The following is a 24,161-nucleotide window of genomic DNA, read 5'->3' as shown; positions in this document are numbered from 1 at the left end:
CTTATTCCCCTCCAACAGTAGCTTTTTCTTTTTCAAGATTGCGTTTATCTGCAATTTTGAAGAATGGATAATAAATTGCCACAGAAACCAAAATTAACACAACTTGTAATAGAGCTCCTCGCCAACTAGCCCCTGTCGCAAGGAATCCTCCTATGATCGGTGGCATTGTCCACGGAAGGATTACACCTGTTGTATAAGGTACTAATCCTACAGCCATTGATACATAGGTAATTAAGGCATTGATTGTAGGAGTAGCAATAAACGGAATCAGCATAATCGGATTTAAAACCGTTGGAAACGTAAATAGAATAGCTGTATTGATATTAAAGATAGACGGTATAATAGCTAGCTTACCTAATGTTTTATTAGCACGACTCTTACTAAATAGGAAGAGACAAATCGCAAGACCAATAGTAGCTCCACCGCCACCAATAAATACAAATAAATCTTTAAACGGTAATGTAATAATGTGTTGGAGTGTTTGTCCTGCAGCCACAGCTTCTTGGTTTTCTGTAGTAAATTGTAACCAAACTGGGTCTACAAAAGCATTTAAAACTTGTCCCCCATTAACTCCACAGAACCAAAAGAATGAGTTTACAATAACACATAGAATCATACCTGGAAGCGTTCCTGCAATTAACTTAAGCGGTGTTCCAACAATTGCACCTAGGAGTCCGTTGAGACCTCCTGCAACTCCTGCCGCTTCAAGACCTTTTAAGACCAAAGCCCACAAAACAAAAGTAGTAAAACCAGGTAAAAGAGCTGAAAATGATTTACTTACTACATCTGGGACACCACTTGGCATTTTTATCGTAATTCCGCGCTGGATAAACATACGATAAATCTCTGCTGTAACCAATCCAATGGTAATCGCCATAAACAAAGAAGATGCATTCAGGCTAGAAAATGGTATTGCGCCGCCAAATAACTGCTTGACCTGCTCTCCATTTTTATCATAAACCATACTCGAAAAACGAGGTGCCATCAATACAAAACTGGATAAGGCTATGATCCCTGCCGATGGACCATCTGTACCATATCCTTCCGACAACCTGTAGGCAATACCGAAACAAGCGACCAAGGAGATAATCGCTACTGTTGACTGATTCATAGTTGTCAAGATACTTAGCAATCCAACACTATTCAGCCAATTTGTAAAAGCCTCTTGAGGCCAACTGATTAGAATAAGAAATAAAGAGCCGACTAAAATCAAAGGCATTGCCATCATAAATCCTTCACGAATAGCTTTCAAATGCCGTTGGTTGCCAACTTTTTCACCAAACGGAGCGACTTTTGTTTCTAAAAACGCTAAAATATTGTTCATCACCGGAACTCCTTTTTTTATTTTTTATAAATTAAATATACCACTAACAGAAAGCGTTGTCAATATATTTTTTACTGTTTTTACAATATTTTTTTCTTTGTATAGAATAATAATTTTAATTGATTTTTTCTTATGTTTAATATAAAATAAACCAAAGGAGGAAACAAATGATTACAAAACAATCAGCCTTTTTACAAAATAGAGCCACTATACTGGAGTTTCTATATCGAAATCCAGCAACATCCCGTACAGATATTGTTAATGAAACAGGACTTACTCCAGCAACAACGACTAACATCATAAAAGAGCTAAGTGAACAGTCCCTCATATACGAAACTGGTGATGAATTTAGCGAGTTTTCCGGATCCGGAAGACGTAGAAAAACTATTTCTATCACAGATAATATTCCGTATGTTGTTGGAGGTATTGAAATAAATGTCTTAGGTATCTTTCTCAGTCTATGTGACTTACAAGGGAAAACTCTTTTCGAGGCAGAAATTTTGAATGAAGATTATCCTATTTCAGAAATCAATTCCACCATTACCAATATGATAAAAACAGCTATAGAGTATGTCCCTTTGGAGACAAAATTACTTGGATTTGGCTTATCAATACCTGGACATTATAACAAAGACTCCGGAAGCATCATTACAAACAACCCCATATGGGAATCTTTTAATTTATTAAATGTAATTAAAGATTTCAATTTTCCTTTTATTGTAAAAAATAATATTGATTGTATGGCTATAGGACAATACCTTTTTAATCCACACAATACCCCCGATAACTTTATTTTCCTACACGCTGGATTAGGTATTTACACTTCCTTTTTCACAAAAGAAAAAATAGGAGCCTCTAAAAATCCTTATATCGGAGAAATTGGACACACCATTGTCGAATTGAATGGGCAATATTGTGAATGCGGAAAAAAAGGTTGTTTACAAACATATATTTCGGATGCTTGGTTAATCAAACATGCCCAATTATTATTTAAAAATTCCCAACTAACTGTACTAAAAAGCCTTGTAAAGACTGAAAAAGACATTCATTTAGATACCCTTTTAACAGCTTACAACTTAGGCGACTCCGCTTTACGCCAACAAATTGATAAAGGAGTCAATTTATTGGCCACTTCTATTGCAAATCTTCTCCTCATCAATCCTGCTGATAAAATCTATATCAACAGTCAATTGCTTAATTATCAACCTTTCACTCATGAAGTCAGGGATAAAATCCAAGATCAGCTCCACTTCGTTCCCTTTACTCGTAATATAGAAATTGAAATTTTACCTTACAACAAACATCGTGGAAGTATAGGAGCTTGTGCATTAGCTATCGTCGCTTTTTTCATAGAACATAGCAATGTATTACAAGATATTATTTCACCTTAATATATTAGAAATCTATAGACTTGTTTAAATCAACTATAACCTGTAGTAAATATCTCGTATTTAGACAATATGAAAACAAGACGACTTCCATATAGGAAACCGCCTTCTCGCTATGTTGCATGAAACTGTAAAAGTGGATGAAATTGATAGCGGTAGTCAAATCAAGAGGCATCATAACTCTAAAAAGTCACAATATATAAGTTCATCCTCGGAAAAATATCATTCTAATTGTTGAAATGCCTACATGAAGAGGAACGTTAAATGCTCATGAAACAACGAATACAGGTATCAAAACTGTGACAAAACAAGTCCCTAAATTTACTAAAGACACTGCTCAACTTTACACCTGTAAATGGTTGTTGTATAATAAACTTACAAAGATGTACGACCACACTGTTGTAAATCATAGTATTCGCGAATGTATTACTGATAGCATTTCTACAAATACAAGTATAGGGATTGGATGAGATTCAAACGAAATATGTCAGTGTGTTGGCATTCCTAGCCTTCATATCATTTAAAGAATTGTATAGACAAAATTTTTCCCAATACAGACACTCGTAACAACTGCTTCATTTTTCTACCAACATATTTAGGAACGGGATAAGATACAAGAGGATCAATCCATAAATCAGTTCTATACCAATCTAAGACAAATAAGCTAAAAAAACGATTGATAATAAGCAAATGGATTCCAAATTTTCTCTATCTCCTCATTTTAATGAACAATACTAGTGTAACTATCCTTCCAGTCAGAAGCTTGTCAAATCACACCGAAAATTCTTCTAAAATTTATCTCGTTAGGCAATCAAGCAAAAACTCGACGATAGTACAAACATTATCATACAGAATTGACTTCCTAAATTATATACTTTAGTAAGGTTTTCGGATAAGAAAAAAGGTTCATTTTACATTTCTAAACACTCTTTTCTAAGATGAAAAACAGAATTTTTCGATTGTGATTTAAAGCAACAAGATAATTTTCAGTATCATCCTATAGATACGAGCTAATTAAGAAAAACTACATTTTTGAATATAAACTACAATAAGATAAACTAAATTTCATAGGAGGAAGACAATGGATTGGTACGATTATATGATACAGGCATCCAAACAATCACAATTCAACGCAAGCCATTGGTTTCGCTATTTGCGAAAAGTTATTTTTGAAGACTATTCTTATTTAACAAACCAAGATGTAGAAAAGTTGCTAGACTCCAAAGAACTAACTCATTTTCAAAAAATTAGCTTGAAGTATGCCTTTCAAGAGCATACTCCAACTCATAAATATGTGATTTCATTAAATAAACCTGCTAAGTTAACCAATGTTCAAAAATTGATGGAGAAATACAAGCATGGATAAAATGAAACCGGTCTTCCAAGCCCTAAATAAGGAATTAATTCAGGAAAATCTGACTTTAACAATTATCTGTGTCGGTGGTTATGTCTTAGAATATCATGGTTTACGTGCCACACAAGATGTTGATGCTTTTTATGACCAAAATCAGAAAATCAATGAAATTATTGCTCGTGTAGGAAAACAGTTTAATCTTAACACCCACGAAGAGTTATGGCTCAACAATCATGTTGCAAATATGAACAAACAACCTCCCTTAAGTTTATGTGAATCCTTGTACTCATTTGAGAATCTGACCGTTTTAGTAGTCCCTATTGAGTATGTGTTAGGAATGAAGATGATGAGTATCAGGGAGCAGGATTTGAAAGATATTGGTGCAATTATTAAATACAAAAACTTTCATTCACCATTCGATACCTTTAAATATTTAAAAGACATGGGATTTGATACTATTGACCTCTCTGTTCTCTTAGAAGGTTTTAGTTATGCTTATGGTATGGATTGGTTAGAAAAATTTTTTAAAGAAAATCAAGATAAACTTCGCGAATTTTATTAACAGTATCAAACAAGATGATTGTCAATTAGCCAGTCGTCTTATTTTTATGATGAAATGAAATAAAAACTGAACAAATCGCTTAGAGAATTCCAGTCAATTTCTAGCACTATTTGAGTCGTTTCAGCGGGCTATTTCAGATTCGGTCCACTATTCCTTTCCAAAAACATTGCATATTGCGCCGAAGGAATTGCTCACACTATCCCAAACACAAAACCCTCAGTCGACTGACCGAGGGTTCCGTATTTCATTATTCAAGAACTTGATTAGCTCAACGCATCCAAGGCATCATCCATTGAAAGAACTTCGTGGAAGACACGTTGTGTCAATTCAGTTTTTTGTTCTGGAGTGAGGTATTTAGTGTTTACACAGTATCCAGAGATACGTACGATAACATCTTCACCAGACATAATCTTTTCGTAAACATCGTTCAAGTCCATAACGTTCAAGTTAACGTGTTGTCCACCGTTTTCGAAGTAACCATCAAGGATTGTTACCAAGTTATCAACTTGTTCGTCACGAGTCTTACCAAGAGCGCGAGGTGAAACTTGAGTAGTCAATGAGATACCATCAGCTGCATAACTAAAGTCAAGGCTAGAAAGTGAGTTCAAGTTTTGCAACCAGCCACCTTTAGCTTTGTTAGATGGGTTAGCACCTGGTGAGAAGAATTCAAGTTTAGACAAGTTCACAGAACCATCTTCGTTGAGGTATACACCTTTGTGGACTGGTGAGTTACCAGTTTGTTTAGAGTAAGCAACGTTAGATGTGATTGTCAAAAGTGATACTGTAGCTTCAGCGTCTTTGTAAAGTTTGTGGCTACGTAGACGAGTTGTGTAAGCTTCGATCAACCATTCTGCCAATTCGTTTGAACGTGGGTCATCTTCACCCCAACGTGGGTATTCACCGATTGTTTCGTAATCGTAGATATAGCCATTTTCATCACGGATTGGTTTAACTGTAGCGTATTTGATAGCTGACAATGTGTCAACAGTGTTGGCAAATCCACAGATACCGAATCCCATGTTAGCGCGTTGTTTAGTTGGCAAGAAGGCCATTTGAACAGCTTCGTAGTTGTACTTATCAGTCATGTAGTGGATGATATTCAAAGCATCTACGTAAGTGTCAGTCAACCAGTCAAGAGATTTTTCAAAGTTAGCTTTAACTGATTCAAATTCAAGAACTTCGTCACGGATTGGTTCGATGTCAAATACTTTGTAGTCTTTGTGAACATCGTCGTAACCACCGTTCAAACCAGTAAGAAGGGCTTTCAATACGTTTACACGCGCACCGAAGTACTGGATGTTGTGGCGTTGTTCTTCATTTTCTGGGTCAAGTGGAGACACACAGCATGAGATACAACTCATTTCACCATATCCGTCTTTAGCCATTGTTGTTACACCTTCGTATTGGATTGAAGAGTGTTTGTGGCTCATGTGCATACAGTAGCGACGGAAGTTGTATGGCAATTTATCAGTCCAAAGAACTGTCAAGTTTGGTTCCGGAGAGTTACCGATGTTGTCAAGTGTGTTCAAGAAACGGTAGTCCATCTTAGTAACACGGTGACGACCGTCGTTACCCATACCAGCCATAGAAGTTGTGATGAATGTTGGGTCACCTGAGTACAATTGGTCGTAAGCTTTTGTACGAGCAAATTTAACTGTACGAAGTTTCATAACGAAATCATCAACGAATTCTTGGATTTCTGATTCCGTAAATGTACCACGAGCAAGGTCACGTTCCGCAAAGATGTCCAATACGATTGGCACACGTCCTAGGGATGTAGCAGCACCGTTGATAACACGGCAGACAGACATGAAGGCGATGTTAACCCATTGGATAGCTTCTTTAACGTTCATCGCTGGTTTGCGAACATCAACCCCATAAAGGTCACCCAAGCGAACAACTTGTTGCAATGCTTGATATTGAAGGTTGATTTCTTCACGAAGACGGATTGTTTCTTCATCGATTTCTTCGATTGCGTTCCAGTCGTTTACTTTTTCTTGCATCAAGTAGTCTGCACCGTAAAGAGCAAGACGTGCGTAAACACCGATGATACGTCCACGTGAGTATGCATCTGGAAGACCAGTTACAGTGTGAGCGTGACGAGCGCGACGGATGTTTGAAGTGTAGGCACGGAAGATACCGTCGTTAACTGTTGTTACGTATTTAGTAAAGATTTCGTGAACAGCTGGGTCTGGTTCGTATCCATTTTCTTTCAAAGTAGTTTCAGCCATACGGATACCACCTTTTGGCATGAAGTTCAATTTGAAGAGTTCATCGTTTTGGATACCGAAGATAACTTCGTTTTCTTTGTCGATAAATCCTGCTGGAATGTCAGCGATAGATGTTGGACGAGTGTCCATTGGGAAACGAGTTTCTTCGTAGTTAGCCTTCGTTTCTTCTACAATTTTTTTGATGTGAAGTGAACGTTCTGTTGGTCCTGCAAGGAAGCTTTCGTCTCCATCGTAAGGTGTGTAGTTAGCTTGTACAAAGCGTGATACACTTGCTTTTTCTTTCCAATCTACGCCTTTGAAGCCTTCCCAAGCTTTGTCAAAAATATCTTGTGCTTCAACAACTGTTTTAACAACCATGTTAATGTCCTCTTTTTTCTTTCTAGTAACAACCATCTGTTACATTTATGAGACAAGTATACCACACAGTAACCGATTTCAACAAGTGAAAATTCCCTATTTTTACACTTTCTTTTCTAAAACAGTCTACATTTTATTTCAAACTGTATTATATTTTTGAAAAAAATAAAGCCTCTTTTCCTTTTTTCAGAAAAAAGAGTATAATAAAAGAGAATAAGCGGTAAAAAGAGGATAGGTATGTTGATTTTTCCTTTGTTAAATGATTTGTCAAGAAAAATCATCCATATTGACATGGATGCCTTTTTTGCTGCGGTAGAAATCAGAGATAATCCTAAACTCAGAGGAAAACCTGTCATTATCGGAAGCGACCCTCGGCAAACAGGTGGGCGGGGAGTCGTTTCTACCTGTAGCTATGAGGCACGAGCTTTTGGTGTCCATTCTGCCATGAGTTCCAAGGAAGCCTATGAGCGTTGTCCCCAGGCCGTTTTTATCTCAGGAAATTATGAGAAATACAAGTCTGTGGGACTCCAGATTCGAGCGATTTTTAAGCGCTATACAGATTTGATTGAACCCATGAGCATTGACGAAGCCTATTTGGATGTAACAGAAAATAAACTCGGTATCAAGTCAGCGGTCAAAATCGCTCGCCTCATTCAAAAAGATATCTGGCAAGAACTCCATCTAACTGCTTCCGCGGGCGTTTCTTATAACAAGTTCTTAGCTAAAATGGCGAGCGATTATCAAAAACCACATGGTTTGACAGTAATTCTACCTGATCAGGCTGAGGATTTTCTCAAACAAATGGACGTAACCAAGTTTCATGGAGTAGGAAAAAAGACGGTGGAACGGCTTCATCACATGGGTGTTTTTACTGGCGCTGACCTACTTGAAGTTCCTGAAGTGACCCTAATAGACCGCTTTGGCAGACTGGGCTATGAGCTGTATCGAAAGGCTCGTGGCATTCACAATTCCCCAGTCAAATCCAATCGCATCCGTAAATCAATCGGCAAGGAGAAAACCTACGGGAAGATTCTCCGTGCCGAGGAAGACATCAAAAAAGAGCTGACTCTTCTATCAGAACGAGTCGCTCTCAATCTCAGTCAACAAGAAAAAGCTGGAAAAATTGTCATTCTGAAAATCCGCTACGAAGACTTTTCAACTCTCACTAAACGAAAAAGTCTGGCTCAAAAAACACAGGATGCTAGTCAGATAAGCCAAATCGCCCTGCAACTCTATGAAGAGTTAAGCGAGAAAGAAAGAGGTGTCCGCCTGTTGGGGATTACCATGACTGGATTTTAATGCTCAATGAAAATCAAAGAGCAAACTAGGAAGCTAGCCGCAGGCTGCTCAAAACACTGTTTTGAGGTTGCAGATAAAGCTGACGCGGTTTGAAGAGATTTTCTAAGAGTATAAAACCTTGAAGAGTTGGCCCTTCAAGGTTTTTTCTTATACAAATAATCGGACAAAGCTATAAAGCAATAAGATGCTACCAAGTACGATGCGGTATTTACCAAAAAGGGTAAAGTCGTGTTTTTTCACATAGCTTGTCAAGAAACGAATAGCCACCATGCTGACTGCAAAAGCTACTCCCATCGCAACCAAGAGCAAGAATAATTGCCCAAAGCTCAAGAGTTGTCCTGCTTTTACAAATTTGAAAATCTTTAGTGCACTAGCTCCAAACATAACAGGAATTCCAAGATAGAAGGTAAATTCTGTCACAACAGAACGACTAGTTCCATTCAATAAACCGCCGACAATCGTTGCTCCAGAACGGCTAGTTCCTGGTAAAAGGGCAAGAACTTGGAAGAGACCGATATAGAAGGCTGTCGTATAAGGAAGCTTGTCCAACTCTGTTACACTTGGCTCGATAGCACGCGCTTTATTGCGCTTTTCCAAATAGATAAAGGCAATCCCGTAGATAATCAACATGAGAGCAACAGAAACCATGTTATGGAAGTGGGTATCAAACCAATCATCAAATTTAAAGACGGCAAGTAAAGGCAAAGTGGCAACCAAGACCTTCAACCACAGTCTCCAAGTCTTACGAACTTCCTGCTTATCCTTAGTCGATTTGAAAGGATTGAGCTTGTTAAAGTAAATGACCATAACCGCTAAAATAGCACCAAGCTGAATCACGACATTAAACATGGACATAAAGGCTTCATTTTGATTTTGGTATTGGATAAACTCCTCTGCTAAAATCAAGTGACCTGTACTCGAAATCGGCAACCATTCCGTAATTCCTTCAACAATCCCGAAGAAGATAGATTTTAAAATTTCAATAAGATACATAGATTACTCCTTTTTCTATCTTCCATTATAGCATACTTTTTCAGTATATGGCAGTTCTCTTTAAAAGGCACCGATACTGCCACCGCCTCCTCCTCCAGAGAAGCCACCGCCAGAACTTCCACTTCCAGAAGATACGGAATAGGTACTTGCTGTGTTTGCGACGCTGGCATAATGGCTCATTTGCGCACTTGAATGATAAAACATACTATGCCAACCATAAGCTACATAGAGGTTGATATCTGGATTTTCCACTTGGATATGATGAACCTTCATCAAATGGCTGACCTTGTCCGCATAGCCAAATAAAGTCGCATAGACCAAGAGGCGATTCCAGACCACAATACTTTCCAATTCAGCCTGATCCAATCGTGCAATCTCACGCAACATATTTTCAAAACTGGTCCAGAGATAGTAGACTTCTGCCCCTGCTTCATTTAGGACACCATCACGATTATCTAGACGAAGCTTCCAATAATAGAAAACAGCCAAAACCAAACCTAGAAAACCAAGTATTGGCAAGGGGAGGTAAAGATAGCCATAAACATCCAAACTGTACAAGAACAAACCAAATCCGATAAATAAAGGCAAGATAGTAGAGAGTCCCATACCCACTTGCAAGGCCTTTTCCCCACCAGTTAAAGGACGATAATAATCTGGGAGCCCCCAGAAGGAAACTCGTTTTCTCACTCCTTCTTGCATCTGGTTCAATACTTCTTCAAAAGAAGATTTGAGTTGAAGCCCCTTTGCTTGAATCCGTTTTTCATCAGAGGCTTTTGCTCTACGATAAAGACTATCAGATACCTTGTAATCCGCAAACAAATTGGAAAGAGTTGCTTCTTTTTTGCCTGAAAAGGCCAGATTTAGACAGTCTATCTCAAAACTTGACAAGCCATCTTCTTTCACCAGTCTCAAGCCAACTGCATCTCCTTCTGAAATAATAGAAACATTCCCACGGTCTATCACATCTAGCAAGGTAGCTTGAATAAGTTGGTCAAAGGTAAATTTGCCAGCCCCCTTGACTAAGGGACTCACTTCCTCCAAGGAGGTCGAGTAAATAGCCTCCGATAAAACCATTGGTTCTAATTCCATTGGTGGCTCATAGAGACGATGATTTTTGGCATATTTGACTGAAGGAGTGGTCTTTCTTCTATAAATAAAATAGAAGCAGACACTCAATAACAAGGAAATGGAAAGTATCAAAGGAAACACCCAAGTGACGAGCTGCATACTCTGATCTTTTTCTCTAACAATCGAGTCTTCTATCTTATTAAACTCTTCTAAACGATTTCCTTTCAAGCCCTGATCCGTAGCGCTAGCAAAATCAGTTCGAGGCCAATAGGCATGCAATTCAACTCCACGCTTAGACGGAAGATTATCTAAACGAATAGTATAATCAAGGTTACTCTTTTCAATCGTTCCTTCTTTAAAGAGTTTCCCTGTATGGAAGTAGAGTTTTTCAGCCTCCTTTTCTCCCCTTACATGAAATTCAAACTTTCCAATAGCCCCTGAACTGTCTGTTAAAGGTTGCCAATTTAATTCAGCGATATCTTCATAAAGAAAAAGCAAGTTCTTTAAATTCCAGACAAGGTCAACTTCAACTGTGTCACCCTCCTGACCTGGATTATAAACTTTAACAGTATAACCATCTGCGCCTTCTATCACTTCGCTAGTAACGTCTGCTAGTTCAGCACCATTTTTCGATGCCTGAACCTTTGGATGAGGGTCAATGTCAAATCCACTAGGCATCTTGCCAGCACGTCCCAGTCCCACGATTTGCCCCTTAAAGTCCTCCTCAAACTGATAAACTATCTTCTGTCTAAATTCTGCCGTATTATCTGCATGAATATACAAATCCCCTTGATAAGAGTTTATCTTGAAATCAATGGCGAAAACAGAAAATGGCAGAAGGCAAAACAAGCCAAACATCAGTAAGAAAAAAGTTTTTTTCATCAACTAAGCCCCTTTTTTATCTTTGCTATCATTATATCATTTTTTCTCAAGTAAGGGCTTACCTATATTGAAAAATAGAGTTTTTTTCGATAAAATAGGAGACAGTTATTTTTTAATAGATTAGAAATAGGAGAAATCATGAGAAAAATATACTTATCTATTTTCACAAGTCTCTTGCTGATGCTAGGACTTGTCAATGTTGCCCAAGCCGATGAATATTTACGCATCGGAATGGAAGCAGCATATGCTCCCTTTAACTGGACCCAGGACGATGATAGCAATGGGGCTGTCAAAATCGATGGGACTAACCAGTATGCTAACGGATACGATGTCCAAATTGCCAAGAAAATCGCTAAGGACTTAGGCAAAGAACCTTTGGTTGTTAAAACCAAGTGGGAAGGTCTAGTTCCTGCCCTTACTTCTGGTAAGATTGACATGATTATCGCAGGTATGAGTCCAACTGCCGAACGCAAACAAGAAATTGCCTTTTCAAGCAGTTACTACACTAGCGAACCAGTTCTACTAGTCAAAAAAGATTCTGCCTACGCAAATGCTAAATCTTTAGATGACTTTAATGGTGCGAAAATCACTTCTCAACAAGGTGTCTACCTTTATGACTTGATTGCACAAATCCCAGGTGCTAAAAAAGAAACAGCCATGGGAGACTTCGCTCAAATGCGCCAAGCTCTTGAGGCTGGTGTCATCGATGCCTATGTTTCTGAACGCCCAGAAGCTCTGACTGCTGAAGCTGCGAACTCTAAGTTCAAGATGGTCCAAGTAGAACCAGGTTTCAAAACTGGGGAAGAAGATACAGCTATCGCCATTGGACTTCGTAAAGATGACAATCGTATTAGCCAAATCAATGCCAGCATTGAAACCATTTCAAAGGACGATCAAGTTGCCTTGATGGATCGTATGATCAAGGAACAACCTGCCGAAGCTACAACAACTGAAGAGACTAGCAGTAGTTTCTTTAGCCAAGTCACTAAAATTCTTTCTGAAAACTGGCAACAACTCTTGCGTGGTGCTGGTATCACTCTTTTAATCTCTATTGTCGGAACCATCACAGGTCTCATTATTGGACTTGCCATTGGTGTCTTCCGTACTGCTCCTCTCTCTGAAAATAAAGCCATTTATGGCCTACAAAAACTAGTCGGCTGGATCCTCAATGTCTACATTGAAATTTTCCGTGGTACGCCAATGATCGTTCAATCGATGGTTATCTACTATGGAACTGCCCAAGCTTTCGGAATCAACCTTGACCGTACACTAGCTGCTATCTTCATCGTTTCGATCAACACCGGTGCCTACATGACTGAAATCGTCCGCGGTGGTATCCTAGCAGTTGACAAGGGACAATTTGAAGCTGCGACTGCTCTTGGTATGACTCATAACCAAACCATGCGTAAGATTGTCCTACCTCAGGTTGTCCGCAATATCCTACCAGCAACTGGTAATGAATTTGTCATCAATATCAAAGATACATCTGTATTGAACGTTATCTCTGTTGTCGAACTTTATTTCTCAGGAAATACCGTGGCAACGCAAACCTATCAATACTTCCAGACATTTACAATCATCGCCGTGATTTACTTTGTCCTCACCTTCACCGTAACACGTATCCTACGCTTCATCGAACGCCGAATGGACATGGATACCTATACGACAGGTGCTAACCAAATGCAAACGGAGGATTTGAAATAATGACCCAAGCAATCCTTGAAATTAAACACCTCAAAAAATCCTATGGACAAAACGAAGTGCTAAAAGACATTTCTCTCACTGTCCACAAGGGAGAAGTTATCTCTATCATCGGAAGCTCTGGAAGCGGGAAATCGACCTTCCTACGCTCCATTAACCTACTTGAAACACCAACTGATGGACAAATCCTTTATCATGGACAAAACGTCCTCGAAAAAGGCTATGACCTCACGCAATACCGTGAAAAGTTGGGGATGGTGTTCCAATCCTTTAACCTCTTTGAAAATCTCAACGTTCTTGAAAACACAATCGTCGCTCAGACAACTGTCCTTAAACGCGAACGCACAGAAGCTGAAAAGATTGCCAAAGAAAACTTGGAAAAAGTCGGCATGGGAGAACGCTACTGGCAAGCCAAACCAAAACAACTCTCAGGTGGTCAAAAACAACGTGTGGCCATCGCTCGTGCCCTCTCCATGAATCCGGACGCTATTCTCTTTGATGAACCAACATCAGCTCTCGATCCAGAAATGGTTGGAGAAGTCCTCAAAATCATGCAGGACCTAGCTCAGGAAGGCTTGACCATGATTGTCGTAACCCATGAAATGGAATTCGCTCGTGATGTCTCTCACCGTGTTATCTTTATGGATAAAGGTGTGATTGCTGAAGAAGGTAAACCAGAAGACCTCTTCACCAATCCTAAAGAAGACCGTACAAAAGAGTTCCTTCAACGCTATCTCAAATAAAAAGAAAAGGCTGCATCAACCGTGCAGTCTTTTTGCTGTTCAAAACGAAAAGGCAGATTCTCTATCTCTACTACTTGAGGGTCAAGAATCCGCCGGTATCCAAAGATTAATCTTCAAATTTTTCATGATTTTTTTCATAGAAATCAATTAAGCCTAGGGCTGTTTCAAATGAAATATTCTTTACTTTTGCACGACCCTGCGCCAGAGCAATGATAGACATTTCACGCGCATTCGTTTCTTTAGAGATACGGTAGCCTGTGATTTTCTTATCACGAACCCAGCCAACAACTGATTCTACTTTTTCAAAGTTTGACTTAGCCATGTTTTTCTCCTATTTTCTTCTTTATAATATTTAATTGTATACGTTTTTACTACTTTTGTCAATAAAAAAACATATATTCAACGAAAATAATTAGTTCAGAATTTTCTTACTTCCTTTTTAAAGCCGATAATATATAGGTTTTGCTAACCTCTACACCATAAATATTTGCTAATAAAAATATTGTATTATTACCCTCTTGAGGTACAAAATTATTCAAGCTTTTAAAAAATGCTTCCCTATTTCCGTAAGATAGCTTATTTCTTCGATTTAAGAACTGAAGATGACAGCCCTAACCCTTAGAAATCAAAGCCTTCACTAGCTCAAGAACTCCTATCTTTCTTCCTCAATAAATCATCTGATAGATAGCTATTCCTTATATTATTCAAACTCATCACGCATTTGGATATTGAGGTGCTAACTTAAAACCAAACACCTGATTCTCTAAACCATCCTTAATAAAGATAACAAGACAGATAAGCTCAGTCAATTACTTATATATCCTTTTAATATGGTATATTTGTCAATAAAAAGAAATCAAATCACATCTTAAAGACCGTGTGAGTTTACTTTTCAAAATAGACGGGAAATCAAAATGAAGGATGGAAATCTGAGCCAAACATCATAAATGCTATAATGAACAGAAGTAAGAATTGCACGATAAGCTTCCTAAAACCATAGGAATCGCCCCCTTTCTTCATCTTCATTATAGCACCTATACATCAGTTGTGCAAATAATATGATATTTTTTTATTAGTCCTCAGACAAGCATATTATAAAGCGTTTCATTCCCATTTAAGTTAATATAAGCCGGATCAAAACCTTCCATTCTACGGATCAAACCTGCATAATCATGCTTATCTGCTAAAGCGATCCCAATTAAGACTGGGCCTGTTCCCTTGCTAGCTCGTTTGATATACTCAAAACGTGTGATATCATCATTTGGCCCCAGGATATCATTTACAAACTCACGCAGAGCACCTGGACGCTGTGGAAAATTGACCACAAAGTAATGCTTGATGCCATCATAAATCAAGGCACGTTCTTCCATTTCTGGCATACGGTTGATATCATTATTTCCTCCAGAAATGATACAACAAATGGTTTTCCCTTTGATATATTCAGCCAAAACCTCTAGAGATGCGATACTAGCTGCTCCAGCAGGTTCTGCAACAATCCCTTGCTTAGAGTAGAGGTCAATCAAGGTTTCAGAAATCAATCCCTCATCGACACCTACCAAAGTTTGAACATGTTGACGAGTTGCCTCATAGGTCAACTGTCCTACCTTTTGCACAGCAATCCCATCCGCAAATTTATCAATTTCCTTGAGTTTGACTGGACCTCCAGCCTCAAAAGCAGCCTTCATAGAACGCGCTCCATTCGCCTCTACCCCAATGACTTCAATCTCTGGACTTGTTTCCTTGATATAGGTAGAAACCCCAGCAATGAGACCGCCACCACCAACAGGAACCAAGACAGCATCAAAATCAATCGATTCTTTTCGAGCTTCTTCTAAAATCTCATAAGCAACTGTTCCTTGACCTGCTTGGACATGAGCATCATCAAAGGGATCAATAAAGGTACGATTTTCAGAGACTGTAAATTCTTGAGCTGCTTTAGCTGAGGCATCAAAGGTATCTCCAACTAGTTTAATGGTTACGAAATCCCCACCAAAAAAGCGAACTTGACCAATCTTTTGTTGCGGAGTAGTAATGGGCATAAAAATAGTAGCAGGAATTTTCATTTCATTACAGGTATAGGCTACTCCCTGCGCATGATTTCCCGCAGAGGCACAGACTACCCCACGCTCACGCTCTTCCTTGCTGAGCTGAGAAATAGCATAATAGGCACCACGAATTTTAAAAGAACGAACACGTTGGGCATTTTCCTTTTTCAAATAAATCTTAGCACCATACTTCTCCGATAAATAATGGTCGTAATCCAGTGGGGTATTCACAACCACACCATTCAAGACCTTGTGAGCCTTGATTATATCTTTTGAACTTAACATCTTTTTCTCCTAGACTATTTCATACTTATCGCAATCCATCCCCTTAAAAGTGAGATGAATTGATTATAAAAGCGAGTTAGTCCCCCAACTCGCCTTCACCTTAATTTCTATCAATTAGTTATAGATTTTAAATGCATCATCGTCGTTTTTACCAACGAATGGCATTGCTTTACGCAATTCTGCACCAACTTTTTCAATTTCAAGGTTAGCTGCTTGTTCACGGTAAGCAGTCAATTTTGGACGTCCAGCTTTATAGTCATTTACAAAGTCATTTGCAAATTTACCATTTTGAATGTCTGCCAAGACAGCCTTCATATTTTCTTTAACTTGTTCAGTGATTACACGTGGACCTGATACATAGTCACCGTACTCAGCAGTGTTTGAAATTGATTGACGCATTTTCTTGAATCCACCTTCGTAGATCAAGTCAACGATCAATTTCATTTCGTGAAGAACTTCAAAGTATGCCAATTCTGGAGCGTAGCCTGCTTCTGTCAAGACTTCGAAACCTGCTTCGATAAGGGCAGTCAAACCACCACAAAGTACAGCTTGTTCACCAAACAAATCTTCTTCAGTTTCTTCTTTATAAGTTGTTTCAAGAAGACCTACACGAGCTGCTCCAACACCTTTACACCAGTCCATAGCAATGTTTTTCGCATTTCCTGTTGCATCTTGGTATACTGCATAAAGAGCTGGAACACCAAATCCTTCTTCATAAGTACGACGTACCAAGTGTCCTGGTCCTTTAGGAGCACACATGAAGACATCTACATCTGCAGGAACTTTGATAAATTCAAAGTGGATGTTGAAACCATGGGCAAATCCAACTGCATTTCCAGCTTCCAAGTTTGGAGCGATTTCTGCTTCGTACAATTCTTGTTGGATTTCGTCTGGTGCCAAAATCATGATAACGTCAGCCAATTTAGTAGCTTCTGCTACTGTGTAAGTGTCAAATCCATCTTCTTTTGCTTTGTCAAAAGATTTACCTGGACGTACACCGATGATGACATCGCGACCTGAATCACGCAAGTTTTGAGCATGCGCATGTCCTTGCGAACCATAACCGATAACGGCGATTTTTTTACCATCAAGTGCTGCTACTTTAACATCTTTTTCGTATTCCATTTGAACTGCCATAGTTTTTCTCTCTTTTCTATTATTTATTGCCTTTTAGGCTGGTTTAACAAATTTAAAATATTTTTATACTCAATGAAAATCAAAGAGCAAATTAGGAAGCTAGCCGCAGGCTGTACTTGAGTACGGCAAGGCAAAGCTGACGTGATTTGAAGAGATTTTCGAAGAGTGTTAATCACGGGTAAATCCAGTTGCACCCGTTCGAGCAATATTGCGAATACCGTATGGTCGAATGACTCGCAATAGAGCTTCACTCTTTTCAGCATTTCCTGTCATCTGAATGGTAATCGAGCTTGGTGCTACGTCTACCACTGTTGCACGGAAAGGTTGAATAATCGCTAGAATCTCAGCACGCTTCTCAGCTGGCGCTGACATCTTCACCAAAATCACCTCGCGCTCCAAGTGTGGTTTATCCGTAATATCACGAATGCGAATCACATCAATCTGACGATTGAGTTGCTTGATGATTTGCTCCACTTCATCATGTGAAGCAACATCAATAATAATGGTGATACGCGATACATTCGGATCTTCTGTTGCTCCAACAGAGATACTTTCGATATTAACCTGACGGCGAGACAGGACACCGGTAAAGCGATTGAGGACTCCTGAACGATTTTGTAGTTTTGCTGTTAACATTCTACGCATGGAACTTCACCCCCAACATCTCATGATTACTCTTACCAGCTGGTACCATTGGTAACACCTGTTCCTTACGAGAAATATCTACCTCGATTAGCATAGGAACATTCTCAGTGATGACTTCAAGGTCTTGAGCCAAGGTCTCAGGATTGTCAAATTTATAGTTTTTAATACCGTAAGCTTGTGCCATCAATTGGAAATCGGGAAGAGTATCAAAGACTGACTCAGATGTTCTACCTTCATAGAAGGATTCCTGCCATTGGCGAACCATTCCAAGTGAGTGGTTGTTCAGCATAACCACCTTGATTGGCACCTTATAAATGTTCAAAATAGCCAATTCCTGGTTGGTCATTTGGAAACCACCATCCCCAACAAACAAGACTACTTCCTTATCTGGGTTAGCAATTTTAGCACCGATTGCTGCTGGAATTCCAAATCCCATCGTTCCCAAACCACCTGAAGTCACTAACTGACGTTCATTTTGGTAGGGATAATACTGAGCTGTCCACATTTGGTGTTGACCAACGTCTGTTACCACAATGGCATCTCCATTAGTCAACTCACCAATTCGTTCAATAACTGCTTGCGGTTGAACCACACGCTCTTTCTTATCATAAGAACGAACACGGTTCTTGTCTTTAGTGACTTTCTCAATCCATTTCTCAGTATTATTATGAACTGTTGGTTCGGCCAGCAACATTTGCAAGGCCTTCTTAGCATCTCCAACAACAGGAATATCTGCACTGATAATCTTGCCAATCTCGGCTGGGTCAATATCAATGTGGGCAACCTTAGCATTCTTAGCAAAAGTCTTTGGATTTCCTGTCAAACGGTCATCGAAACGACAACCAATACTAATCATAAAGTCCGCTTCCGTCATGGCAATATTAGCTGCGAATGACCCGTGCATGCCTCCCATTCCAAGGAAGAGTGGGTGACTCGTTGCAATCGTACCTTGCCCTAAGAGACTGGTTACCACTGGAATTTGATAGCGTTCTGCAAATTCATTTAATTCTGCGGCCGCTTCAGCATAACTAATCCCACCACCAGCTAACAAGACTGGCTTTTTAGCCTTGGATAATTGCTTCAAGATTTTCTTGATTTGCATATCATTTGGCTCAAGAGTTGGCTGATAGCTTGGTAGGTTCACTTCTGGTGAATAGATGAAGTCTGTTTCTAAAGCAGATACATCTTTAGGCAGGTCAATGACAACTGGCCCTGGTCGACCTGTAGTTGCAATATGGACAGCTTCCGTAATGATACGCGGAATATCAGCCGTCTCACGAACTTGGTAATTGTACTTAGTGATTGGCATGGTAATTCCCACGATATCTGCCTCCTGAAAGGCATCCTTCCCAATCCCTGCTCGCGCCACCTGACCTGTAAAGACCAAAAGGGGAACGCTATCGCTCATGGCATCTGCAATCCCTGTAATGGCATTTGTTGCTCCTGGTCCACTAGTGACGACGGCAACACCCAACTTTCCAGTTGATTTGGCATAACCTTCAGCTTCATGCAAACAACCTTGCTCATGGCGCCCTAGAATGTGGCGAATGCCTTTAAAATTATATATCGCATCATAAAAAGGCAAGACCGCACCACCAGGATAACCAAAGATGGTATCAATTCCTAAATCACGAAGTGTTTCCAAAACTAGGTCCGACCCCGTCTTAGGAGATTCTAAACTGATTTTCTCCATTGTTCCCCTTTCTTTCCTCTTAAAAATAACTTGTTACTATCATACCATTTTTTCAAAAATTTTCAAGACAAAAGAAGAAATTTTCTGAATTTTCTATTTTAACGTTTATTTATGAATGTTATTTTGGTTTTTATTTAAAAGATACCGATTTCATTATTTAAAAAGAAAAAAGAACTGATTTCTCAGTCCTTCATTAATCTTATTCCACACTAAATAGGTATGGGTAAACAGGTTGTTGACCTTGGTGAATCTCGACTTCAACGTCTTCGAATTCTTCTGCGATTTCTTGAGCAATTTCATTGGCAAGTTCTTCGCTTCCGTCTTCACCGACATAGAAGGTTACGATTTCACTATCTTCATCCAACATATGTTTCAAAGTTTCTGTCAAGGTTTGGTGCATGTCAGGGTTTGACACGAGAATTTTTCCATCCACCATACCTAGATTATCATTTTCATGGATTTCTAAGCCATCAATGGTTGTATCACGAACGGCTGTTGTGACGCTTCCACTAACAACATCGCTAAGAGCAGCTGTCATACGCTCTTGGTTTTCTTCGATGGACTTGCTTGGATCAAAGGCAAGAAGACTTGTCAAACCTTGAGGAAGAGTACGAGCTTCTACCACTACTGCTGGTTGCTCCAAAACTTCTGCTGCAGATTGAGCTGCCATGAAGATGTTTTTGTTGTTTGGCAGGAAGATGATGTTACGAGCGTTGACCTGTTCAACAGCCTTGATAAAGTCTTCAGTTGAAGGGTTCATAGTTTGACCACCTTCGATAACATAATCCACACCTTGAGAACGGAATATATCTGCTAGACCTTTACCAGCCACTACAGCAATCAAAGCATACTCTTTTTCTTCAGCAGGCTTGCTAACTTGAGTAGCTTCTTTCTCAACCTGTGCTTCGTGTTGGTTACGCATATTGTCAACTTTTACCTTTACCAAGCTACCATATTTGAGACCTTCTTGCATAACAAGTCCTGGATCTTCTGTATGGACATGAACTTTGACAATTTCATCATCATTGACAACAAGGAGAGAATCCCCAAGCTCATTCAAGTAGTTACGGAATTCATCGTAGTCAAAATCTTTAGCATAGGTTGGACCTTGCTTAAGAGCTACCATGATTTCAGTACAGTAACCAAACGTTATATCCTCAGTCGCTACGTGACCAGCCACAGACTTATGATGCTCTGCATTGATCATCTCACTCATGTTGGCCGGAGTCGCTACAAAATCCTCAGATGCAATATATTCGCCAGTAAGGGCTGAAAGGAAACCTTCGTAGATGAAGACCAATCCTTGACCACCTGAGTCCACAACACCAACTTCTTTCAAGACTGGAAGCATGTCTGGTGTTTTAGCTAGAGCTGTTTTAGCACCTTCCAAGGCTGCGCGCATGACTTCAACAGCGTCATTGGTTTGCTCAGCTTTTTTCTTAGCACCGATAGCAGCCCCACGAGAAACTGTCAAAATCGTTCCTTCAACTGGTTTCATAACTGCCTTATAGGCAACTTCCACACCTGATTGGAAAGCAAGGGCCAAGTCTTGACCTGTTAACTCGTCTTTATCCTTGATGGCTTGTGAAAATCCACGGAAAAGCTGAGACGTAATAACACCTGAGTTCCCACGCGCACCCATCAAAAGCCCTTTGGCAAGAATGCTCGCTACCTCTCCAACTGTAGAAGCTGGCTTGTCTGCAACTTCTTTAGCACCATTTTCAATGGTCATCCCCATGTTTGTTCCAGTATCTCCATCTGGAACAGGGAAGACGTTTAATGAATTGACATATTCAGCTTGCTTATTCAAGCGAGTTGATGCAGCCTGCACCATTTCTTGAAATAAGCTAGTAGTAATTTTTGACACGGTTATTCTCCTACAACTTTGATATTTTGAATGTAGACATTTACAGTCTGAGCAGTAATTCCAAGCTGGTTTTCCAAGCTAAAGGCAACACGCTCTTGAATGTTTTTTGACACTTCACTAATCTTTGTTCCGTAGCTCAACACGGTATACACATCAACTGCAATGCTGCCATCTTCGGCTGCCTTTACGACGACACCTTTAGAATAATTTTCCTTACCTAGAAGGGCTTGGAAATTATCTTTGAGGGCATTTTTACTAGCCATACCGACCACACCAAAAATCTCAGTTGTTGCACCGCCTACGACAGTTGCAATTACTTCATCTGTTAGTTCGATTTGACCATCTTTTGTATTGATTTTTACAGTCATCCTTTTTACCTCAACTAGTTGATACTCTATTTTATCATATTTCAGCCCAAGTGTAAAAGCAGAATACTGTATCAGCGGATATTTACTCTGCTTTTAAAATGATTTTTTCGCTATGACAAAAGAAAAAGACCCTGAGGTCTCCTTGCTTTTATTATTAAACGCGTTCAACTTTACCTGATTTCAAAGCACGAGCTGAAGCCCAAACTTTTTTAGGTTTACCATCGATAAGAACAGTAACTTTTTGAAGGTTTGGTTTTACGGCACGTTTTGTTTGGTTCATCGCGTGTGAACGGTTGTTTCCTGATACAGTCTTACGACCTGTAAAGTAACATACTTTAGCCATTGTGTTTTCCTCCTATTAGATCTAATATAGCGGATGTGCTAGCACCACATACCGTACTATGTTATCACACTTTCTTCATTTTTGCAAGGGAATTGGAAGATTTTTTTATTTAACGTAGACAATTCCTAACTTCCCAAAGGCCACTTCCCCGCGAATAATCAAGGTTTTGCTTGTTGGAGCTACAGGAGCGTCCGCCTTGGCTGCACCAAAGGATGTTTCTACTTTCAAATCGACACGCCAGTGTTGTGGAACATAGACGGTTGCATTTCCAAAAGCAACTTCGATATCCAGAGTAGCAAAATCACCCAACATCTCTGCATTGTCATAGTAGATTTTTGCATTTCCAAAAGCAACTTCTACTTGGTCGTCTACAAGATCTTGATCTTGTTTATAGAAAGTCCCACTTCCAAAAGCAACTTCCTTGTCTGTCAGAATGGTCTTTTTACCATCATACCACCATTTTTTTCCATTCCAAGTTCTGTTAGAATAAGTCAGCATGTTTACTCCGAGAACAATTAGAACTCCTGCCCAGATTAGCGTCTGATTTGGAATCGGTAAAATGTCATAAAAATGATTAGCAATCATGAGAGCTACAAAAGTTGTAAAAACTGCTGATGTCAGATGACGACGAAGCAAAGCTTCAACTGATTGATAGGCAAAAAATGCAATACCAAGCAAGGGCCAAATGTGCCCTCCAAGAGAAGGGATCCCAAAATTCCCCTGTAATAATATTAAAGCCGCCAAAATAAGCAACACAATACCAAATGCTTTCTTTTTCATCTTATTACCTCATGTTTCTTAGATTTTCTTTTAGGAGGGATTGGTAATGCCGTGACACATGAACCTCCTTGTGGGTCTGATAAAAGGAAATGGTGCCCGTTCCTGAAAAGGACTTGTCCACCGAATAAACTTGCCGAATATTAGCGATCGTTGACTTGGATACCCGACTAAAATAACGAGGAAGGATAGCCTCTAACTCATAGAGTTTAAGCCGAACCTCGTAGGCATCTTTCTGGGTATGGGCATAAATCTTGCTGCCTTCCGTCTCAAAGAAGAGAATTTCCGACAAGTCCAGATAATATTCGCCCGTCCCCTTGTAAAAAATCAACCGAGGAGACTTGGACTCTTGCAAGAGCCGCTGTAAATCTGCAATCTCATCTGTCAAAGTCGCTGCCTTGATGATAATTTCAGTTTCCTCTAAATTGCTGTCAATTTCGATTCGTAACTTCATTCCATCTCCTTTCTAACTCTACTATATCAAAGCCAAAATAAGAAAACAAGAGCAAAAAAGCAAGTGGTTACTTTAGACTCGTAAGTGGTTGTATGGCCACCTTAACTTACAGGTCAAAATAGAAAGAAAATCACACCCCACGCAAGACCACAAATATAACCAACTACTACATCCTTGGGATAATGCACTCCCCCTAAGACTCTCACTAGACCGAGGAAGGCTGATAATGTCAAACAAATCATCCCCATAGTTAGACTAGCATGCAAGCAAGCCATGGAGATAATGGTTGCTGAAAAGACATGACGACTGGGCATAGACTGACCAGGACTATCTCTGTCAAGCAAGGGTTTAATATCCCATTCCTCATAAGGCCTAGGAGCATTGATTTTCTTACGAAGAAAGGACAAAATCACAAAACCTGATGCAGGGATAAACACATAGATCAAGACTTGTTTCCCAAGTCCTTGTTGGAGATAGATAATTGCTAACAAGGTCAGATAAACTATAGGCATAACTACTGTCATGAACCGATTGAAAGTTCTTAACAGGCTCAGAAGAAAGAGCTTATTTTCAATATTAGCAGCAATATGGTCATACCATTCTTGATAATTTTTCATATATTTTCTCATTACTTACTCAAATTTT

The 24,161-nt window shown here is 39.4% G+C and carries 21 protein-coding genes and 1 pseudogene; 6 read left to right on the top strand and 16 right to left on the bottom strand.

The features are described 5' to 3' along the window. Position 1: 1 nt before the first annotated feature. Positions 2-1,324, bottom strand: a complete 1,323-nt coding sequence (locus tag HT689_RS04185; RefSeq protein WP_173226198.1) for a PTS sugar transporter subunit IIC — start codon at positions 1,322-1,324, stop codon at positions 2-4. Between the two features lie 167 nt (positions 1,325-1,491). On the opposite strand from HT689_RS04185, the gene HT689_RS04180 reads away from it, so the two are divergent. The 3 genes from HT689_RS04180 to HT689_RS04170 all read left to right on the top strand — a co-directional run bounded on the left by HT689_RS04180 (position 1,492) and on the right by HT689_RS04170 (position 4,628). After that, positions 1,492-2,715, top strand: coding sequence for an ROK family transcriptional regulator (locus tag HT689_RS04180; RefSeq protein ID WP_173226196.1), 1,224 nt, complete (start codon positions 1,492-1,494; stop codon positions 2,713-2,715). Positions 2,716-3,793: 1,078 nt separating this feature from the next. Then, complete coding sequence (locus HT689_RS04175; RefSeq protein WP_050259685.1) at positions 3,794-4,078, top strand: hypothetical protein; 285 nt, start codon at positions 3,794-3,796, stop codon at positions 4,076-4,078. After that, the gene (locus HT689_RS04170) at positions 4,071-4,628 is read left to right on the top strand and encodes a DUF6036 family nucleotidyltransferase (RefSeq protein WP_000359824.1); all 558 of its coding nucleotides are present in this window, start codon (positions 4,071-4,073) and stop codon (positions 4,626-4,628) included. Before HT689_RS04175 ends, HT689_RS04170 begins: the two co-directional genes overlap by 8 nt. A 263-nt stretch (positions 4,629-4,891) precedes the next feature. Here the strand turns inward: HT689_RS04170 and pflB are convergent, their stop codons facing one another. Then, complete coding sequence (pflB, locus tag HT689_RS04165) at positions 4,892-7,216, bottom strand: formate C-acetyltransferase (protein WP_173226194.1); 2,325 nt, start codon at positions 7,214-7,216, stop codon at positions 4,892-4,894. A 237-nt stretch (positions 7,217-7,453) separates the two neighbouring features. Between pflB and dinB the strand changes: the two genes are divergently transcribed. Further along, on the top strand, positions 7,454-8,515 hold the full coding sequence (gene dinB / locus HT689_RS04160) for a DNA polymerase IV (RefSeq protein WP_173226192.1): 1,062 nt from the start codon (positions 7,454-7,456) through the stop codon (positions 8,513-8,515). Between the two features lie 147 nt (positions 8,516-8,662). Here the strand turns inward: dinB and HT689_RS04155 are convergent, their stop codons facing one another. Beyond that, on the bottom strand, positions 8,663-9,508 hold the full coding sequence (locus HT689_RS04155; protein WP_173226190.1) for an undecaprenyl-diphosphate phosphatase: 846 nt from the start codon (positions 9,506-9,508) through the stop codon (positions 8,663-8,665). 60 nt (positions 9,509-9,568) lie between these two features. Continuing rightward, a complete protein-coding gene (locus HT689_RS04150) occupies positions 9,569-11,458 on the bottom strand; it encodes a DUF2207 domain-containing protein (RefSeq protein WP_173226188.1) in 1,890 nt (629 codons plus the stop codon). Between the two features lie 138 nt (positions 11,459-11,596). Here HT689_RS04150 and HT689_RS04145 point away from each other — a divergent pair, with 138 nt between their 5' ends. Then, positions 11,597-13,162 carry an ABC transporter substrate-binding protein/permease gene (locus HT689_RS04145; protein WP_101785466.1) on the top strand — a complete coding sequence of 522 codons (1,566 nt, stop codon included), beginning with the start codon at positions 11,597-11,599 and terminating at the stop codon, positions 13,160-13,162. Continuing rightward, the gene (locus HT689_RS04140; RefSeq protein WP_000189477.1) at positions 13,162-13,902 is read left to right on the top strand and encodes an amino acid ABC transporter ATP-binding protein; all 741 of its coding nucleotides are present in this window, start codon (positions 13,162-13,164) and stop codon (positions 13,900-13,902) included. The genes HT689_RS04145 and HT689_RS04140 overlap by 1 nt, the downstream gene beginning before the upstream one ends. Before the next feature lie 106 nt (positions 13,903-14,008). Here the strand turns inward: HT689_RS04140 and HT689_RS04135 are convergent, their stop codons facing one another. The 12 genes and pseudogenes from HT689_RS04135 to HT689_RS04085 all read right to left on the bottom strand — a co-directional run bounded on the left by HT689_RS04135 (position 14,009) and on the right by HT689_RS04085 (position 24,133). Beyond that, positions 14,009-14,224, bottom strand: coding sequence for a hypothetical protein (locus HT689_RS04135; RefSeq protein WP_001130036.1), 216 nt, complete (start codon positions 14,222-14,224; stop codon positions 14,009-14,011). A gap of 106 nt (positions 14,225-14,330) precedes the next feature. Next, positions 14,331-14,444 (bottom strand): annotated as a pseudogene (locus HT689_RS09720) (SPFH domain-containing protein); the annotation flags it as partial. Positions 14,445-14,981: 537 nt separating this feature from the next. Further along, positions 14,982-16,232, bottom strand: coding sequence for a threonine ammonia-lyase IlvA (ilvA, locus tag HT689_RS04130; protein ID WP_000952975.1), 1,251 nt, complete (start codon positions 16,230-16,232; stop codon positions 14,982-14,984). 114 nt (positions 16,233-16,346) lie between these two features. Next, positions 16,347-17,369, bottom strand: coding sequence for a ketol-acid reductoisomerase (ilvC, locus tag HT689_RS04125; RefSeq protein WP_000290683.1), 1,023 nt, complete (start codon positions 17,367-17,369; stop codon positions 16,347-16,349). A gap of 168 nt (positions 17,370-17,537) precedes the next feature. After that, on the bottom strand, positions 17,538-18,014 hold the full coding sequence (gene ilvN, locus HT689_RS04120) for an acetolactate synthase small subunit (RefSeq protein WP_001253803.1): 477 nt from the start codon (positions 18,012-18,014) through the stop codon (positions 17,538-17,540). Beyond that, on the bottom strand, positions 18,007-19,707 hold the full coding sequence (locus HT689_RS04115; protein WP_033682350.1) for an acetolactate synthase large subunit: 1,701 nt from the start codon (positions 19,705-19,707) through the stop codon (positions 18,007-18,009). Before HT689_RS04115 ends, ilvN begins: the two co-directional genes overlap by 8 nt. Before the next feature lie 199 nt (positions 19,708-19,906). Next, the gene (locus HT689_RS04110; RefSeq protein WP_173226186.1) at positions 19,907-21,574 is read right to left on the bottom strand and encodes a DAK2 domain-containing protein; all 1,668 of its coding nucleotides are present in this window, start codon (positions 21,572-21,574) and stop codon (positions 19,907-19,909) included. A 2-nt stretch (positions 21,575-21,576) separates the two neighbouring features. Next, a complete protein-coding gene (locus HT689_RS04105; protein ID WP_050089938.1) occupies positions 21,577-21,942 on the bottom strand; it encodes an Asp23/Gls24 family envelope stress response protein in 366 nt (121 codons plus the stop codon). Positions 21,943-22,096: 154 nt separating this feature from the next. Next, positions 22,097-22,285, bottom strand: coding sequence for a 50S ribosomal protein L28 (rpmB, locus tag HT689_RS04100; protein ID WP_001140948.1), 189 nt, complete (start codon positions 22,283-22,285; stop codon positions 22,097-22,099). Positions 22,286-22,390: 105 nt separating this feature from the next. Next, positions 22,391-23,065, bottom strand: coding sequence for a hypothetical protein (locus HT689_RS04095; RefSeq protein ID WP_173226184.1), 675 nt, complete (start codon positions 23,063-23,065; stop codon positions 22,391-22,393). Between the two features lie 4 nt (positions 23,066-23,069). After that, positions 23,070-23,516, bottom strand: a complete 447-nt coding sequence (locus tag HT689_RS04090; RefSeq protein WP_033684350.1) for a LytTR family DNA-binding domain-containing protein — start codon at positions 23,514-23,516, stop codon at positions 23,070-23,072. A gap of 113 nt (positions 23,517-23,629) precedes the next feature. After that, a complete protein-coding gene (locus tag HT689_RS04085) occupies positions 23,630-24,133 on the bottom strand; it encodes a phosphatase PAP2 family protein (RefSeq protein WP_173226182.1) in 504 nt (167 codons plus the stop codon). Positions 24,134-24,161 lie beyond the last annotated feature (28 nt).

It is taken from the genome of Streptococcus sp. 2342 (assembly GCF_013276795.1).
GTDB lineage: Bacteria > Bacillota > Bacilli > Lactobacillales > Streptococcaceae > Streptococcus.
The sequence above is the reverse complement of the archived record's forward strand: the minus strand, read 5'-3'. Positions and strand labels throughout refer to the sequence as shown.

Excerpts from the sequence above, each read along its gene's own strand:
- HT689_RS04175 (WP_050259685.1), top strand. The coding sequence starts at position 3,794 with ATGGATTGGTACGATTATATGATACAGGCATCCAAACAATCACAATTC.
- HT689_RS04085 (WP_173226182.1), bottom strand. The coding sequence starts at position 24,133 with ATGAAAAATTATCAAGAATGGTATGACCATATTGCTGCTAATATTGAA.
- rpmB (WP_001140948.1), bottom strand. The coding sequence starts at position 22,285 with ATGGCTAAAGTATGTTACTTTACAGGTCGTAAGACTGTATCAGGAAAC.
- HT689_RS04140 (WP_000189477.1), top strand. The coding sequence starts at position 13,162 with ATGACCCAAGCAATCCTTGAAATTAAACACCTCAAAAAATCCTATGGA.
- dinB (WP_173226192.1), top strand. The coding sequence starts at position 7,454 with ATGTTGATTTTTCCTTTGTTAAATGATTTGTCAAGAAAAATCATCCAT.
- HT689_RS04105 (WP_050089938.1), bottom strand. The coding sequence starts at position 21,942 with ATGACTGTAAAAATCAATACAAAAGATGGTCAAATCGAACTAACAGAT.
- HT689_RS04135 (WP_001130036.1), bottom strand. The coding sequence starts at position 14,224 with ATGGCTAAGTCAAACTTTGAAAAAGTAGAATCAGTTGTTGGCTGGGTT.
- HT689_RS04115 (WP_033682350.1), bottom strand. The coding sequence starts at position 19,707 with ATGGAGAAAATCAGTTTAGAATCTCCTAAGACGGGGTCGGACCTAGTT.
- ilvN (WP_001253803.1), bottom strand. The coding sequence starts at position 18,014 with ATGCGTAGAATGTTAACAGCAAAACTACAAAATCGTTCAGGAGTCCTC.
- pflB (WP_173226194.1), bottom strand. The coding sequence starts at position 7,216 with ATGGTTGTTAAAACAGTTGTTGAAGCACAAGATATTTTTGACAAAGCT.
- HT689_RS04170 (WP_000359824.1), top strand. The coding sequence starts at position 4,071 with ATGGATAAAATGAAACCGGTCTTCCAAGCCCTAAATAAGGAATTAATT.
- ilvC (WP_000290683.1), bottom strand. The coding sequence starts at position 17,369 with ATGGCAGTTCAAATGGAATACGAAAAAGATGTTAAAGTAGCAGCACTT.
- HT689_RS04095 (WP_173226184.1), bottom strand. The coding sequence starts at position 23,065 with ATGAAAAAGAAAGCATTTGGTATTGTGTTGCTTATTTTGGCGGCTTTA.
- HT689_RS04145 (WP_101785466.1), top strand. The coding sequence starts at position 11,597 with ATGAGAAAAATATACTTATCTATTTTCACAAGTCTCTTGCTGATGCTA.
- HT689_RS04180 (WP_173226196.1), top strand. The coding sequence starts at position 1,492 with ATGATTACAAAACAATCAGCCTTTTTACAAAATAGAGCCACTATACTG.
- ilvA (WP_000952975.1), bottom strand. The coding sequence starts at position 16,232 with ATGTTAAGTTCAAAAGATATAATCAAGGCTCACAAGGTCTTGAATGGT.
- HT689_RS04090 (WP_033684350.1), bottom strand. The coding sequence starts at position 23,516 with ATGAAGTTACGAATCGAAATTGACAGCAATTTAGAGGAAACTGAAATT.
- HT689_RS04155 (WP_173226190.1), bottom strand. The coding sequence starts at position 9,508 with ATGTATCTTATTGAAATTTTAAAATCTATCTTCTTCGGGATTGTTGAA.
- HT689_RS04150 (WP_173226188.1), bottom strand. The coding sequence starts at position 11,458 with ATGAAAAAAACTTTTTTCTTACTGATGTTTGGCTTGTTTTGCCTTCTG.
- HT689_RS04185 (WP_173226198.1), bottom strand. The coding sequence starts at position 1,324 with ATGAACAATATTTTAGCGTTTTTAGAAACAAAAGTCGCTCCGTTTGGT.